This is a genomic window from Bradyrhizobium sp. IC3123 (genome assembly GCF_020193625.1).
Taxonomy (GTDB): Bacteria; Pseudomonadota; Alphaproteobacteria; order Rhizobiales; family Xanthobacteraceae; genus Bradyrhizobium; species Bradyrhizobium yuanmingense.
Genome location: NZ_JADYVF010000008.1, coordinates 45,438 through 59,444, shown reverse-complemented (window position 1 = coordinate 59,444; position 14,007 = coordinate 45,438). Strand labels below are relative to the sequence as shown.

The following is a 14,007-nucleotide window of genomic DNA, read 5'->3' as shown; positions in this document are numbered from 1 at the left end:
ACAAGTCACGACGCGCGTTTATTGTTCCCCATTGGCGAAAGATTTTTTCGCGCGACATTGGCACGCAGCAATCAATGTGCTGCAAGGGCCTCGATCGCAACAGTGCCGAATTTCGCGCACACTTTGCGCGCAAATACTCGCAATCATCCCATGTCGATTGGCTTGCGCGCCGAAGCAGGCGCACGTCGGATGAAAAGTGGCATGAACTTGGCGCTCGCATGTCCGAATGATCTGCAAGCTTTGAAATTATTGTCGGTCGTCATGCATCGAATGCGGCTCCGCGATTGCAGAGATTGATCACGCGTTGAGACCTGATACACACTGCTGCGGTGCAACAGCTACGGAATGTTGATGTGACGGAGTTGGTTCATCGTGAGAAGGCGCACGTCCTGCCGCTCGACAGCATCCGGGGGATCGCCGCGACTTCCGTGGTGATCCACCATCTGCTGCTGATGCCAACCTTTCTCGCGGCATTCCCGCACAACGCCTGGATCAACTGCTCCTTCTTCAGGAGTGCATGGCTGCTGGTCGATCTGTTCTTCGTTCTCAGCGGAATGGTCATGGCGCTCAGCTATGTCGAGAACGACTTCACGCGCTTCTCGCTGCGCGAATTTATGGTACGGCGCCTGGCGCGAGTCTACCCGCTGCATATCGTCATGCTGCTGGCAAACCTCGTCTTTCGCCTGCTGCGCATCGGCCTGGTCATGGCGGGGGTGGTCGTCGCCGCGCCTGCGGCGTTCGAAGTGAACAATGCCTATTCCTTCGGCCTCAACGTCCTGCTTCTCCACTCGATGGGGTTCATCGACTATCTCAGCTGGAATGCGCCGAGCTGGAGCATCAGCGTTGAGTTCTACACCTACCTGGTGTTTGGTCTGATCGTTCTCATTGCCCTGCGCATGCGCTCGCTGGCGTGGTTTTATGTCCTCTCCGGGCTGCTCGCGGTCGGAAGTCTCGTCTTCATCATCTTCGTGCTCGAAAAGAAGAGCATCGAGCTTCAGACGGATTTCGGCTTGCTACGCTGCTTCGTCGGCTTTTTCCTGGGCGTCTTGATGGTGAGGATCGTCGATCGCCTGCCGGCCAAGCCGGGGCCTGCCGTGCAGGGCGCATTGCAATTCGTCGCCATGATCGCGAGCATCGTCCTGGTGTCCCTGGCGGAGGCCAATCCTGCCGCGACCTTCCTCGCGCCAGTGATGTTCGCGATCTTCCTCGGCAGCCTGGTGGCCTTTCCGGATGCGCTGCTGGTGCCGCGGATCCTGGTGGCCAAGCCGCTGATCTGGTTGGGGCGTCGTTCGTATTCGATCTATATGGTGCACGCGCTCGTGGTGCTGCTGGCTGAATACTTCGTGCGGGGCGTGGGGGCGGGGCGAATCGCCCCCCTGGATTCGATCTGGGCAGGCCTGCCGGCGACGCTGAATCTCGTCGTTTCACTGGCCGCCGTGCTCGCGGTTTCGCACCTCACCTATCTCTATGTCGAAATTCCCGGCGGCAGGCTCCTGCGAAATGCATTCGGAAGCCCCCCGGATTTTGCGCCATCCCCCGCCCGATCGGCGCGGCTGAGCAACTGAGCCGCGCATGAGCACCTTCGCGCTGCAACCCCGCAGGATGATGCTGATCAGCCTCAATATCGAGGCGATCGCGCTCGCAGCCTATCTGGTCCGGGATGCCTTCGGCGGTATGATGCGGTACTACACCAGCATCATGCATTTGGACGCGCTTTGGTTCGTGCCGGATGGCATTGCGCTTCTGTGCCTGGTCCAGTTCATCGTGCATTGCATCTTGCGCAATCGCAGTATCATGGCTGCAGTTGTCCTCGTGCAGATCATGCTGTCGCTGGTGCTCGGCTACTTCATGCTGGGGACGGTCAACGCGGCGATGTCGTCGTTTAAGATGATGCTCCCGGTGTTCGTCGGATTTTGTTTCTGCGACGCCAGTCTGGGCTCCTACAAGAAGTTGCTGTCGGTCATCGCCGCGACGTTCTACCTCTCGCTGATCGGCGTGCTGCTGACGAAATTCTACTTCATGCCCTGGGTCGGATACAAATATGAGTCCTTCGGCGCCGTTCGTGAGGCGGGTCGCTTATGGTGGGCCTATGGCGGTGACGATCAGCGTCTCACGGGCTTTGCTGCCGAAAGTACCATGGCGGCCTTCTTCATACTCGTGTCCTTCGCAATTACGTCGATCCGTAAGAGCACGATTTGGTGCCTTCTGTACGGCTCCCTTGCGGTCTACATCATCCGTCTGACGACCAGCAAGACGACCATGATCGTCCTCGTGCTCTACTTGATTCTGCTGGTGTTCGTGCGGATGCTCCCGGAGAAGTCGCGCTTCACCGCGATACGGAACATTGCATTGTGGTCGTTTGCCGCGATCCTGGTGCCGTTCTTCATGATCGTGCTCGCTTCGGGTACCGCCGCGGTGCCGCACACGACCCTGTTCAGCATCGTCGACCGCATCAACAACAGCTGGCAACTGCCGTTCGTCTACCTGAGCCAGCTCATGCCCGTTGGTCTCGTGACCGGCTGCGGCGTGGGCTGCTTCAACTATCCGCAGAAGCTGTTCTCGCCGCTCGCCGCCTTCTGGGTTCCCGTCGACAATTTCTACATCGGCACGTATCTGATGTTCGGACTCCCGTTCGTCGCATTCATGGTGATGGTATTCCGGGCGACGTTCGGCACGACCGACGTCTACAAGCTGACGCTGATCTTCGTCGTCAACTTGTTCACGATCACCGTTCTGAATTACGGCCCGGCGTCCGGCCTGCTGATCATCGCGTTGAGCTTCAGCGAGGTGTTCTCGCGGCGCGCGACCACCGCGCGGGCGGGCGACACCGTGCCAATCATCGTACGGCCACCGATGCCGTCATTAGAAGGCTTCCGCCCGGATGTACCGGCGGCGAGCGGAAGCAGGTGAGAACGAACAATGCATAAACGGCTCGCATTCATCGACACGCTGCGCGGCATTGCCGTGCTGGCCGTCCTGGTCCAGCACGTATTCGAGGTCATCCTGGAAAAGCACCCGACGGGTGTCTATTACGGGCCCCTCCACGACATATTCGGCTACTACATGAACTTTGGCCGGTTCGGGGTCGTGTTGTTCTTCTTCGTGAGCGGCTTCGTCATTCCGTTCAGCTTCCCGGACAGCGCCACGCCTGTGCGCGATTTTACGATCAGCCGCTTCTTCCGGCTCTATCCGGCTTATTGGACTTCGATCGTTGTCGGGCTCGTGTCGGTGCAGCTGCTGGATTCGAAGAGTTTTCCGCTGGGGCAGATCGCCGCTAACGTGACGATGTTGCAGACTTTCGTGAACGTCCCGAATCTCTGGGTGTTCTATTGGACGCTGGCGATCGAACTCTTGTTCTACGTCGGATGCACCATTCTCTTTGCGATGGGGCTGCTCAACCGGCGCTTCACGGCGGTGACCATCGTCGTTGCCGCCGCGCTGGTGGGAACCACAGCTGCACTTTTCGTTGAGAGCAGGGCAGTCTCCTCGGTGATGGAGGTCGGCTTGAACCTCTCGGCGATGTTCCTGGGCAAGATCATCCGCGACACCGTCATTGGCGGCAAGCTGCGGTGGACGCATGTGACCGTCTGCACGCTTCTGTATGCGGTCTTCGCCGCCACCCTGTCCGACCGGCGGTTCGGCGGCGTGTATCACGAGAATTTCTTCTACAGTTATTCGATCGGATCGGCCTATATCTGCGCGGCGCTTGTCTTCATCGGCTTTGCCGTGTTCGGCGAACGGATGGCCTGGCGCCCGATGGCATTCGTCGGCGTGATCAGCTATTCGGTCTACCTGATGTCGCCGTTCGTGATCGTCTACGTCCACCGCCTGGTATGGTTCGGCGACGGACCCCTCGGATGGTCGATCTTCCTGGTCGTCATCCTGGCATTGTCGATCCTCGTCAGTTGGATGACATACACGTTCATCGAGAAGCCCAGCATTTCCTTCGGGCAAAGATTCCGCTCCGCGCGAAGAAAGCCTGTCGTCCTCGAGCCAGTGCTCAGCACCCAGGGTGCCGCAGAGTGATCAAGGCACCTCACCAGCCGGGCGCCGCCTATGATGGATCGTTCCTTCCTTCGGTCCAGGGCCTTCGTGCCATCGCGGCGCTGAGCGTGCTGATGGATCATTTCTACGACATGCCGAAGGCAGGCATGTACGACATCCCGAATCCCGGTTTTCTGCCGCCGCTCTGGCCCTGGCTGCAGTCGGTGATCAATGTCGGCGGGCACGGTGTCGAGCTGTTCTTCATGATCAGCGGCTTCCTGATCCCGGCCAGTCTGATACGCCACGGTTCGCTGTCGCGGTTCTTCTTCGACCGCGTCCTGCGCATCATGCCGGTGTTCGTCGTGCTGCATCTTGCGCTGTTCGCGATCGGGCCGATCGTGGCCTACAAGTTCTTCCGCGGGATCGATCTCACCAGCTATCTCGCGATCTTTGCGGCCAACCTGTTCTTCGTGCAGGACGCGCTCGGGTTGCCCATTGCCCAGCAGAATGCCTGGACGCTGACCTATGAGTGGGCATTCTACATCTGGTTTGCGCTGACATTCTCGATGTGGCGCGCCGGCGGCAGGCTGCTGGCTGCGCCTCTGATCCTGCTGGGCGTGGCCTGCCTGATGCGCTGGCCGATCACCGCGTTCTTCTGCATCGGGATGCTGTTCAGCGCGACGGGATTTCGCATTTCCATTCCCGGCCGGCTCGGTCTGGTCGCAGGGCTCGTCTGCGGGGCCGCGCTGTACGCGAGCCTGGTGCTGTTTCATCCGTTCGTGGGCCTCATTCCCGGATTTCTGCTGTTCGCCATGGTGCTCGCCCCGGAATCAGGCCTCGGGAAGGCCCTGAGCACGCCGGCGCTCCAATATATCGGCAAGATCAGCTACAGCCTCTATCTCGTGCACCCCTTCGTGCTCTTCCCCTTGCAAGTGGTTGGCCTGAAGCTGGTTGCCGCCGGCGTCGACCGCTGGCTGCTATGGGCGGCTTTCATCGGACTCGGGCTGGTGATGTCACTGGCTGCAAGTGCGATCAGCTATGAACTGATCGAGGTCCGGCTGAGGCGCTTGCTGGACGGCGCGTTCCGCAGCACGTTCTTTCGACCGCTGAAAGTGGGGCAATCGGCTTGAGAAAGCGCGTGTCGCGCTCACACGGTACGACCGGCGAGCCTGTGATAGGATCCAAGCAACCGTTCGGCAATGTGGTCCCAGTTCAGAGGGCCGGCCGCGGTCTGCCGCGCGCCGTCAGCCAACGTTGTGGCGAGTGAATTCGACGTCAGCACGCGCTCGAGTGCATCGGCGAGCGCAGTGGCATCGCCGGGAGGGACCAGGAGACCATTGACGCCGTCCGTCACGACGTCGGGAATGCCACCGGTGGCGCTGGCGACGACGGGACGCGCATTCCCATAGGCGGATGCGAGCACCCCGCTTTGTGATGCATCCTTGTAGGGCAAGGCAACCACCGTAGCAGATTGAAATAGACGTCCGGTATCCGCAGGCGAAATGTAGGCATTGATGGTCTTGACCGTCGGCATTGCCTCCATCCGGGCGCCGAGCCGTGTCATCTCGGGGCCGCGCCCGGCGACGATCGCTTCATGCGCGACGCCGCGCTGGGCCAACATGTCGATCGCGTCGATGAAAACGTCGAGGCCCTTGTAAGCCCACATCCGTCCAAAAAACAGGATGCGTCCGGATTCGGGCTCGGTGAACGAGCTTTTGTCCGGCGGAACCATCAGCACGCCGTGCATGCTGGAAACCGTCTCGCCCTTGAAGTCGGGCGAGGCGCGATGAAAATCTGCAATGCAGCTCTCGCCGTGCGTCGTGACGATCGAGGCGGCCGCACGCATGCGTCCGCGCCAGGCATCTTCACGGGGCGAGGTGCCGGAGCCGCCCTCCGAGTGCGGGATAGCATCGTGAACGGTCAGCACCAGGGGAATGCCGAGCGGACGCAGGAGCTGAATCAGCTTGGACGTGTAGATCTCGGGAACTTCGTGACAATGGATCACGTCCGGGCGGAAGGAAATTATGTCGATGAACGAGGCAGGGATGCCGATTGCGCCGCCGCGCCGCAGACTGAGGTCGCGAATCCGTGTCTCGAACGGCGCCGTCACAGCGATATCGGCAAGCTCCCATTGCTGGTTCGCGTCTTTGCGGTTGAGCACAAGCCGAACGTCGCAATGATGCGCCAGTCCCGATGCGAGCCGGTAGGAATATTCCGCAAAATGCGGCGCGTAGATGGCCACGCGAAGGCGCTTGGCCATGCTAGTTCTTTCCGCTCCAGAGGTCGATCGGGAATGCACTCATCAAGGCACGATGATCAAAGTTGAGGCGCGCAGCTCCCCCCATCTCGCGACCTTCGTCAATACTCGTCGCAAACTCGACGGCGAACCGGCCGGTGCCCTCATAATAGTCATGATACTTGAACTCGGCCTCTCCGCTGCTCAGCCGTACGTATCGAGCAGGTATCCCGAATGCCTCGGCGACGATGATGCCGTGGAGCGAGCTGGCCAGCACCAGTTCAGCTTCGAGAATGGCGTCAATTCGCCGGTTCCAGGATCCGAGCGGTGAGACCACCGTATCGGCGGCAGGGTCGACGATGTTCAAATCGTGCAAATTCGGAACAAACACCCACGGCTTCTTGGCAGTAGGGCGAAAACGATTTGGAAATAGCTGAGGAAGCAGCAAGGCCGGATCTCCGAACACTTCGGGAACCGCGATGCCCCGGCGCTGCAGAACTTCCCGGGTACGGGGGCCGCGCACCGCTCGCACGTCCAAATTCTGCACGCGATGGTTGAGGTCACCTTGGCCGGGGCGTCCGTTTACGCCGCTTCCCCAGATCACATCGCCATTTCGCGCGTAGTGGAGCACGGAGCCGATCGCGAACAAGCGCGCTTGCCGCGGCACCTCATCGACGAGCGTATAGCCGAATTGCCGCAAGAGATGGTCAACGACAACGATCGAAAGATGATCACCGAAATTGATCGTTCCGTCGTCGGGACGCCAGAAGAACAAGTCCACGTGCGGATAGGGCAGTTGATGAATAAAGTCGCAGCCGACCTCGTTGATCAGCCGTCGTAGATTGCCTCGAAAATTCATGCTGCCTCGGATGTAGCTGCTTTCTTGCCGTAGTGTCCTCGTAAACAAGGCGACTATTGGACCATAGCAGCCAATGGCTCATCGACGAATGTCGACCTAACCCCGAATTGTGACAGGCTTCCAATTGCGCCACGAGATTATCAAGCCGCGCTCGATCGTTTCGGGCGTCATTTGGTCGGCGCTCGATTCCGCGGTCGGGCAGGCGCTCACGCTCGCAATCTACATGATCATGGCGCGGCTGCTGTCGCCGCAGATTCTCGGCATCGTGGCAACGGGAGCGCTGGCGCTCGAGTTCTGCCGGGCAGTCCTGATCGAAAGCATCGCGATTGCCGTCCAGGCGCGTCCCGATCCGAAGGATGAGGATTACACTGCCTCGTTTTGGCTCATCGCGGGCCTCTCCTTGTTTGCAGCACTCGCACTGTTCGCCTCGAGCGGCGCCATCGAACGATTCTCCGGTCTTTCGGATCTTGCCATCGTTCTCAAAGGATTTTGCATCGTGGTGGCCGTGCAAGGCCTGTCACGGACGCACGAAGCCTGGCTGACGCGCAATCAACTCTTTCGATCCCTCGCCATCCGTTCGCTTTCTTCAATCTCGGTTGGCGGAGCCGTAGGGATCGCGCTGGCGATACAGGGTTACGGGGTCGTTGCGCTGGTCGGACAGCTCGTCTCGACTTCGTTGATCTCGCTGGTCAGCCTTTGGATCCTGACGCCCTGGCGCCCTCGGCTCCGGGTCAGCCGGCAGGCTGTTATCGATCTCCTGAGCTATGCGCGCTACGTGGCGCTGACGGGAATCACGAACTTTGCCAATGCCAATTCCGATCTGATTTTCGTCACTTGGTATACCGGCGCCGCCGGCGCGGGCTTCTACAGCCTTGCCAAGCGCCTGGTCAACGCCGTGAGTACCGTGATCGGGAATGCGTTGAACCGCGTGTTCTTTTCGACCATCGCTGGCCTCCAGCATGACCGGGAAGCATCGCGTTCGACGCTGGTCGACTTCGTCAAGTACACGTCACTGCTGACGGCCCCGCTTTTCGCGGGCATAGCGGCTCTGGCACCGGATCTCATCGTCGGTTTCTTCGGATCCAAGTGGGGCGAGGCCGCCCCTCTACTCGCGATCATGTCGATCACCGGGTTCTTGACCACGATCGGCCTCTACAATCACTCGGTGATCCTTGCATTCGGCAAACCGCACTGGCAGACTTGGCTGACGCTGATATACGCGGTTTCGAACATAACGATCTTCATCCTCGCTGCGCCATTTGGCCTTATCGCCATCGCTGTCGGCTACGTCGTTCGCGCCTTGTTGCTGTATCCACTGTCCGCCGGAGCCTCGATGCGGATCTTGGCGCTCGGCATCAGGCCCTATGCCGCGGCGCTGATGCCGGCACTTGCGGGCTCCGCGGTGATGGCGTGCGCGGTGGTTGCTGCCTCCGTTACCATGCCGGCCACGTCGCCATGGCTGCGTCTCTCCGCGCTCGTGCTGCTTGGTTCTTCGGTCTATCTTGCCGTTGTCATGGCGGTCGCCCGGCCGGCCGTGGTGCGGATATGCCAGGAAGTCTGGGGTCGTGTGCGGCGATCGTCTAAGACCTAGCCAGAATTCGGCCTGCACGCACCAGCTAGCTTGCGTTGGCCGCCTGTCTGGCCTCGGCAAGATCGAGCGGCTCGGGCTTCGGGACGCGGGCTGATCTTGCCCCGCCAGGCGCAAGCCGGTTGATCAATCTTCTAGCGGGATCTTCGACGTAGCGATATGTCACGTCGGCAACGACTGTCAGAACGATGCAGCAGACCAATGCAAACACCGGAAACATGCTTGGCTGAAGTCCGAAATAGTGCCAGGCCGGCTTGAAGAGCAGGATCAACAGCACTTCGTGCATCATGTAGATGGCATATGACGTGTTGCCGAGGCGGCCGAGCCAATCGGAGCCGGGAAACCGCGCGAAGGCGCTTTCTCCCGTGGCTGTGACGAGGATCGCGAGAGAGAACAGTATGATTGCAAGGTCGGGCTTGGCAAAGAAGTTGAGAACCAGAACCGAGACGGCAAACAGCGCTATTCCGGCGAATGCAACCGGCTTCTTGCGATAGTCGCTCGAGAGCCTGAACAGGACGGTTAGGAGAATCCCGTTCAGGAAGCTCGGAAGCGCCCGTAACATCCCGAAATCGAAAGTTGCCCCGTACATCTGAGAGCGTTCCTGCCAGATCGGCAGGTGAGCATGGGCAAGGATGCCGTAAGAGAGCGCGACGATGATCGCCAGCATCAGCGGCGAGATCCTCCCGGCCAGCAGCATGAACAATGGGAATAATAGGTAACAGAACAGCTCGGCGCTGATGGACCAAGCCGGCGAGTTGAAGCTGAGATGATCTGTGATACCCCACGCCTGCACGAGGAAGAGGTTTTGAATGAAATCCGTCAAGCTCGCGTGCGAGGTCGGACCGGATATGCCCATGAGAGCAAGGACCGCGAATATCAACAATGTGAGCAGATGCAAGGGGTAGATTCGCGCGATCCGCCTAATGAGGAAGCGCGCATAGGAGCGCGGGCCTGTCGAGGTTGAAGGATAGGAGTAGGAAATCACGAACCCGGACAGGATGAAGAACATGTCCACGAACAGGCCATAGGACCCGTTCCAGGCCGGTGAGATGCCCTTGTCGATCAGCTTCAGGTGGAAGATGAAGACCCCGAGCGCGGCGACGAAGCGGTAGAAGTCGAGAACGACAAAACGTCTTGCTTCACTGGCTTCCATCGGGGCTCGGTTTCCTTGCACGTTTCGTCGCTCTTCTAGAGACGAATTGTGACGCAAGTTCGCAAGCGCGGCGGCCGATGGCGGCACAACCCGACGATCCCTCCGAATTCATGGGGCTCATCCAATTGCGGATGGCAGAGAGCCCTTTGCTCATCGATGAGGCAGGCGCCCGACCAACGAGCGATCAGGGGCCGGGACATGGTCCCGGCCCCAGCGACGTTGGCGCCCGTTTGGGCAGGTCTCACCGGCTCAAACGAACACGAAGTCGTGGCTCGTCAGGCTGGAGACGTAGACGTTCTTCAGCAGAATCGAGTCGGTCGCCGAGAACGTGATGAGCGCGTTCGTGCCGGACTGCGTGATCTGGAGCTGGCTGTAGTCCTCCGCCAGCAGTTTCGAGATCGCGATCGTGTCGTGCGTCGTCCCGCTGCCGGCCTGGAAGTTGAGGATCTGGTCCTGGCCGTGGTCGTACGCGATGGTCGTCGAGTTCGGCGCCGCCGAGAACACGTCATTGCCGGCCCCGCCCTGGATCGTCACGCCGCTGGCGACGGCCGTGACGTTGTGGGTGCCATCGGACTTGGTCTGATCGATGAACTCGAGCGCCTTGGCGGTGTTGTAGCTCTCGTGCTGCGTGACGCCGGCCTGTCCGTTGAAGTTGAACAGGAAGACGTCCCTCGAGCCGTCGGCGTGGCTGGCGATCTCCTGGGTCTTGATGCCGGCGCTGTTATAGATGTCGGTCAGCTTGCTGCCGTCATTGTTGATGACCTGGGTATAGTCCAGACTGCCGTCGGCGTGGGTCCTTGTGATCTCGACGATCTTGCCCGAGGCATCGAGGTGCTGGTGCTGCGTCGTGTAGGACTGGCCTGTGATGTTGTAGTTCCAGTTGTCCGACGTGCCGTCGGCGTTCTTGATATAGGCAGCGGTCTTGATACCGCCGGTGTAGACCGTGGTGGAACTGTAGCCGTCGCTCTTGGTCGTCACCTCGCTGGTGATAATTCCTTTGGCGTCATACCAGCCCGAGGTCTTGGTGCCGTCGGCGCTCTGCACAAGGGTGAATGCCAGGCTGTCGTCGGCGTGGGTCCGCACGATGTGCGTCAGGAAACCGGTGGTATCGTAGGTATCGTGCTCTTTCGTGTAGTTCTGACCGACGACGTTGAAGAGATAGACATCCCTCGAGCCGTCGGAGTGATAGTCGGTTTGTATCTTCTTGAGGCCTGAAGCGTCGTAATTGGTCACGACGCTGCCACCGTCGCTGCCGACGACCTGGGTATAGTCGAGCGTGCCGTCGGCGTGCCAGCGGGTCACCTCCGTCGTCTTGCCGGTCGGATCGAGATGCTGGTGCTGCGTGGCATAGCTCTGCCCGGTGATGTTGTAGGTGTAATTGTCTTGGCTCAGGTCGGCATTGGTGATGTAGGCCGCAGTTTTCAGGCCGTTGGTATAGACCGTTGTCGAGCTGTAACCGTCGGCCTTCGTGATCACCTCGCTGGTGAGGACCCCCTTGGCATCGTACCAGTCCGTCGTCTTGGTCCCGTCCTTGCTCTGCACCAGCTTGAACGCCATGCTGCCGTCCGCGTGCTTCCGGATCAGCGTCGTGAGGAAGCCGGTTGCATCGTAGACATTGTGTTCGGTCGTGTAGTTCTGGCCGGTGATGTTGTAGAGGAAGACATCCTTGCTGCCATCAGCGTGGTACTCGGATTGTTTCGTCCGTACTCCCGTCGAGTCATAGATGGTGACGACGCTGCTCCCGTCGTTGTTAACGACCTGGGTGTAGTCGAGCGTGCCATCCGCGTGCTTGCGGGTGACGGACGTGACCTTGCCGGACGGATCGATGTGCTGGATCAGCGTGGTGTAGCTCTGGCCGGTGATGCCATAGGCATAGTTGTCCAGACTACCGTCGGCGTTCTTGATGTAAACTTTCGTCTTGACGCCGTTGCTGTAGAGGGTTGTCGAGGCGAAGCCGTCGGCCTTTTGGACCACCTCGCTGGTGAGGCTGCCGGCGGCATTGTACCAGTTGGTCGTCTTGGTGCCGTCGGCGGTCTGCATCAGCTCGAAGGCCAGGCTGCCGTCGGCATGCAGGCGCGTCAGGGTCGTGAGGAATCCGGTCGAATCGTAGACGTCGTGCTGGGTCGTATAGTTCTGGCCCTTGATGTTGTACGTCCAGACATCCTTGCTGCGATCGGCATGGTAGGCGGTCTCGACCTGTTTCACTCCCGTGGCGCTGTACAACGTGATCACGCTGCTGCCGTCACTATTGTAGACCTGGGTCGAGTCCAGCGAGCCGTCGGCATGGCTGCGGATCACCGAAGTGACCTTCCCCGACGCGTCGAGATGCTGCACCTGGGTGGTGAAGCTCTTGCCCGTGATGTTGTAGGTATAGTTGTCCTGCGAGCCGTCCGCGTTCTTGACGTAGGCGGCTGTCTTCACGCCGTTCGTGTAGAGCGTGGTGGAGTAATAGCCGTCGGACTTCTGGACGACTTCGCTCAGCAGGGTGCCGGCCGTGTTGTAGGTGTCGGTTGTCCGGGTTGCGTCGGTTCCGACATGAACGAACTTCGTCTGCACGCCGCCGGTGTAGCTGATCACGTCCTTGGAGCCGTCGCTGTGGACGATGGTGGTCGAGGTCGGCTGTCCGCTTGAATTGAGGCCGGTGTCGGATTTCGAGAGCAGCTTGCCGCTCGAATCGTAAGTCCTCGTGCTGGTCCAGGTCGCCGCCGAGTTCGTCACCGAGAACGAATATCCGCCCTGGATCTTCGAGAGCGCGTTGCCGTAATGGGCGATCATGTAGTCCATGGTCGCCTTCGACGCGACCTGCAGGACGTGGGAGTCGGTCAGGGTGATTGTCTGCAGCGCCGTCGAGTCGCTCAGATCGGACAGTTGCGGTACGATCTCCGCAGCCGTTCCGGTGACGCTGGTCCTTGTGTCCGGGGCGGGCGGCGTGGTCGGGGGCGCGTCGATCTCGATGATCACAGGGTGATCGCTGACCGGAATGGTGATGGTGCTGACGTCGGTGTAGCTGGCGATCGCTGTGGTGCCGGTCAGCGTGTCGTACACCTTCACGGTATGATGGACGGCGCCGAGGTTCACCGTCACCGTCTGGGCCGCATTGGACAGCTCGGTATCGGTGGCATCGTTCCAGAGCTTCGGCTCGGCCCAGACGACGAGTTCGTAGGCGCCATTGCTCTTGCCGAGCACCATGCTGTTGCCGGTGGCCGGCATGTTGCTCAACGTGTAGTTCAATGGGTCAGTCGGCTGCAGGCCGCCCTTGCCGTCGTCGGCCAGAATGGTCGTCAGGTTGTGAATCGCCGTCGCGGCGAGCTTGGGCGTGCCGTCGGAATTGAACAGGCCGAAATTGGCTTCGGGATTGGTGTTGGCTGCAGACGAGTCGCGGTCGAACAGCTCGTAGAGGTAAGTTGCACTCACGCCGGCCTTGTAGGCGACGACAAGCGTGTTCAGGATCGATTTGGCCTGCACCATCTCGTTGGCGCCGAGATACTGGGTGTTGTTTTGCGTGGTGTAGCCGGTTTCCGTGATGACGACAGGCTTTCCCGGAGCCGCGGCCATGACGGCGCTCAGCGTCGCCGCAATGGAGCTGCTCGGATTGAGGCCGGTGCTGACATAAGCGTGGGCGTTGGCATAGTCGACCGAGCCCGACATGTTGCCGAGCTGGCTGTAGCCTTGCGGATCGTTGTAGGCCAGTGACAGATTGTAGACGGGGATGCTGGCGAGCGTCGCGTTGGCATTGACGGCCTGATAGAGCGCACTCTGGAACTGGGCCGCGGCCGAAAGGCTGGAGCTGCCATTGTAGCTGAAGGGCTGGTGATTGGCCTCGTTGAGCCCCTCGATGGCGGTGATGCTGCCCGAATAGCTCGTCGCGAATTTTTGGAGCGAGGCGATGTAGTTCTGCAACCCGACCGTACCGGACTGGGGCAGCGCAGACGATACCAGAAAGTCGAACTTGTAGCCGGCGGCGGCCAGGCCCTCGACGACCGGCTGCGCAGCGGGGTTCGTCCCCATCGCGTCGCGGAGATGGGTGACGCCGATATATTCGAGGCTGTCGGCCATCAGCGCGAGGTTGTTGTAGCCGGTCCATCCGAAACCGGCGTGCGTGTTGACGCCGATGGAGTTGATGAAGCTGCTGGCGGACAGGATGGTTTGATCAGGCATTGCAAACTCGGGTTTCAGCGCGAACGAAA

The 14,007-nt window shown here is 60.2% G+C and carries 9 protein-coding genes; 5 read left to right on the top strand and 4 right to left on the bottom strand.

Annotation, left to right across the window (positions count from 1 at the left end; all coding sequences use genetic code 11):
• The first annotated feature begins 329 nt into the window (after positions 1 to 329).
• The 4 genes from I6F20_RS24495 to I6F20_RS24480 are packed head-to-tail and all read left to right on the top strand — an operon-like array spanning position 330 to position 5,114.
• Positions 330 to 1,565, top strand: a complete 1,236-nt coding sequence (locus tag I6F20_RS24495; protein WP_225128144.1) for an acyltransferase family protein — start codon at positions 330 to 332, stop codon at positions 1,563 to 1,565.
• 7 nt (positions 1,566 to 1,572) lie between these two features.
• Positions 1,573 to 2,910 (top strand): hypothetical protein, encoded by a 1,338-nt coding sequence (locus I6F20_RS24490; protein WP_109145053.1) that lies wholly within the window; start codon positions 1,573 to 1,575, stop codon positions 2,908 to 2,910.
• Between the two features lie 9 nt (positions 2,911 to 2,919).
• Positions 2,920 to 4,026: an acyltransferase family protein gene (locus I6F20_RS24485; RefSeq protein ID WP_126260563.1), complete on the top strand. Its 1,107-nt coding sequence runs from the start codon at positions 2,920 to 2,922 to the stop codon at positions 4,024 to 4,026.
• On the top strand, positions 4,023 to 5,114 hold the full coding sequence (locus tag I6F20_RS24480) for an acyltransferase family protein (protein WP_036013946.1): 1,092 nt from the start codon (positions 4,023 to 4,025) through the stop codon (positions 5,112 to 5,114). The genes I6F20_RS24485 and I6F20_RS24480 overlap by 4 nt, the downstream gene beginning before the upstream one ends.
• Positions 5,115 to 5,131: 17 nt before the next feature.
• On the opposite strand, the gene I6F20_RS24475 is transcribed toward I6F20_RS24480, so the two are convergent.
• Complete coding sequence (locus tag I6F20_RS24475) at positions 5,132 to 6,244, bottom strand: glycosyltransferase family 4 protein (protein WP_050995919.1); 1,113 nt, start codon at positions 6,242 to 6,244, stop codon at positions 5,132 to 5,134.
• A 1-nt stretch (position 6,245) separates the two neighbouring features.
• Positions 6,246 to 7,079: a polysaccharide pyruvyl transferase family protein gene (locus I6F20_RS24470; protein ID WP_225128142.1), complete on the bottom strand. Its 834-nt coding sequence runs from the start codon at positions 7,077 to 7,079 to the stop codon at positions 6,246 to 6,248.
• A gap of 124 nt (positions 7,080 to 7,203) precedes the next feature.
• Between I6F20_RS24470 and I6F20_RS24465 the strand changes: the two genes are divergently transcribed.
• Positions 7,204 to 8,670: a lipopolysaccharide biosynthesis protein gene (locus tag I6F20_RS24465; RefSeq protein ID WP_225128140.1), complete on the top strand. Its 1,467-nt coding sequence runs from the start codon at positions 7,204 to 7,206 to the stop codon at positions 8,668 to 8,670.
• 25 nt (positions 8,671 to 8,695) lie between these two features.
• On the opposite strand, the gene I6F20_RS24460 is transcribed toward I6F20_RS24465, so the two are convergent.
• Both I6F20_RS24460 and I6F20_RS24455 read right to left on the bottom strand, forming a co-directional pair.
• Positions 8,696 to 9,820 (bottom strand): acyltransferase family protein, encoded by a 1,125-nt coding sequence (locus I6F20_RS24460; protein WP_051057155.1) that lies wholly within the window; start codon positions 9,818 to 9,820, stop codon positions 8,696 to 8,698.
• A gap of 249 nt (positions 9,821 to 10,069) precedes the next feature.
• Positions 10,070 to 13,978, bottom strand: a complete 3,909-nt coding sequence (locus I6F20_RS24455; protein ID WP_225128138.1) for an RHS repeat domain-containing protein — start codon at positions 13,976 to 13,978, stop codon at positions 10,070 to 10,072.
• Positions 13,979 to 14,007: the final 29 nt, after the last annotated feature.

Excerpts from the sequence above, each read along its gene's own strand:
- I6F20_RS24490 (WP_109145053.1), top strand. The coding sequence starts at position 1,573 with ATGAGCACCTTCGCGCTGCAACCCCGCAGGATGATGCTGATCAGCCTC.
- I6F20_RS24485 (WP_126260563.1), top strand. The coding sequence starts at position 2,920 with ATGCATAAACGGCTCGCATTCATCGACACGCTGCGCGGCATTGCCGTG.
- I6F20_RS24475 (WP_050995919.1), bottom strand. The coding sequence starts at position 6,244 with ATGGCCAAGCGCCTTCGCGTGGCCATCTACGCGCCGCATTTTGCGGAA.
- I6F20_RS24470 (WP_225128142.1), bottom strand. The coding sequence starts at position 7,079 with ATGAATTTTCGAGGCAATCTACGACGGCTGATCAACGAGGTCGGCTGC.
- I6F20_RS24460 (WP_051057155.1), bottom strand. The coding sequence starts at position 9,820 with ATGGAAGCCAGTGAAGCAAGACGTTTTGTCGTTCTCGACTTCTACCGC.
- I6F20_RS24455 (WP_225128138.1), bottom strand. The coding sequence starts at position 13,978 with ATGCCTGATCAAACCATCCTGTCCGCCAGCAGCTTCATCAACTCCATC.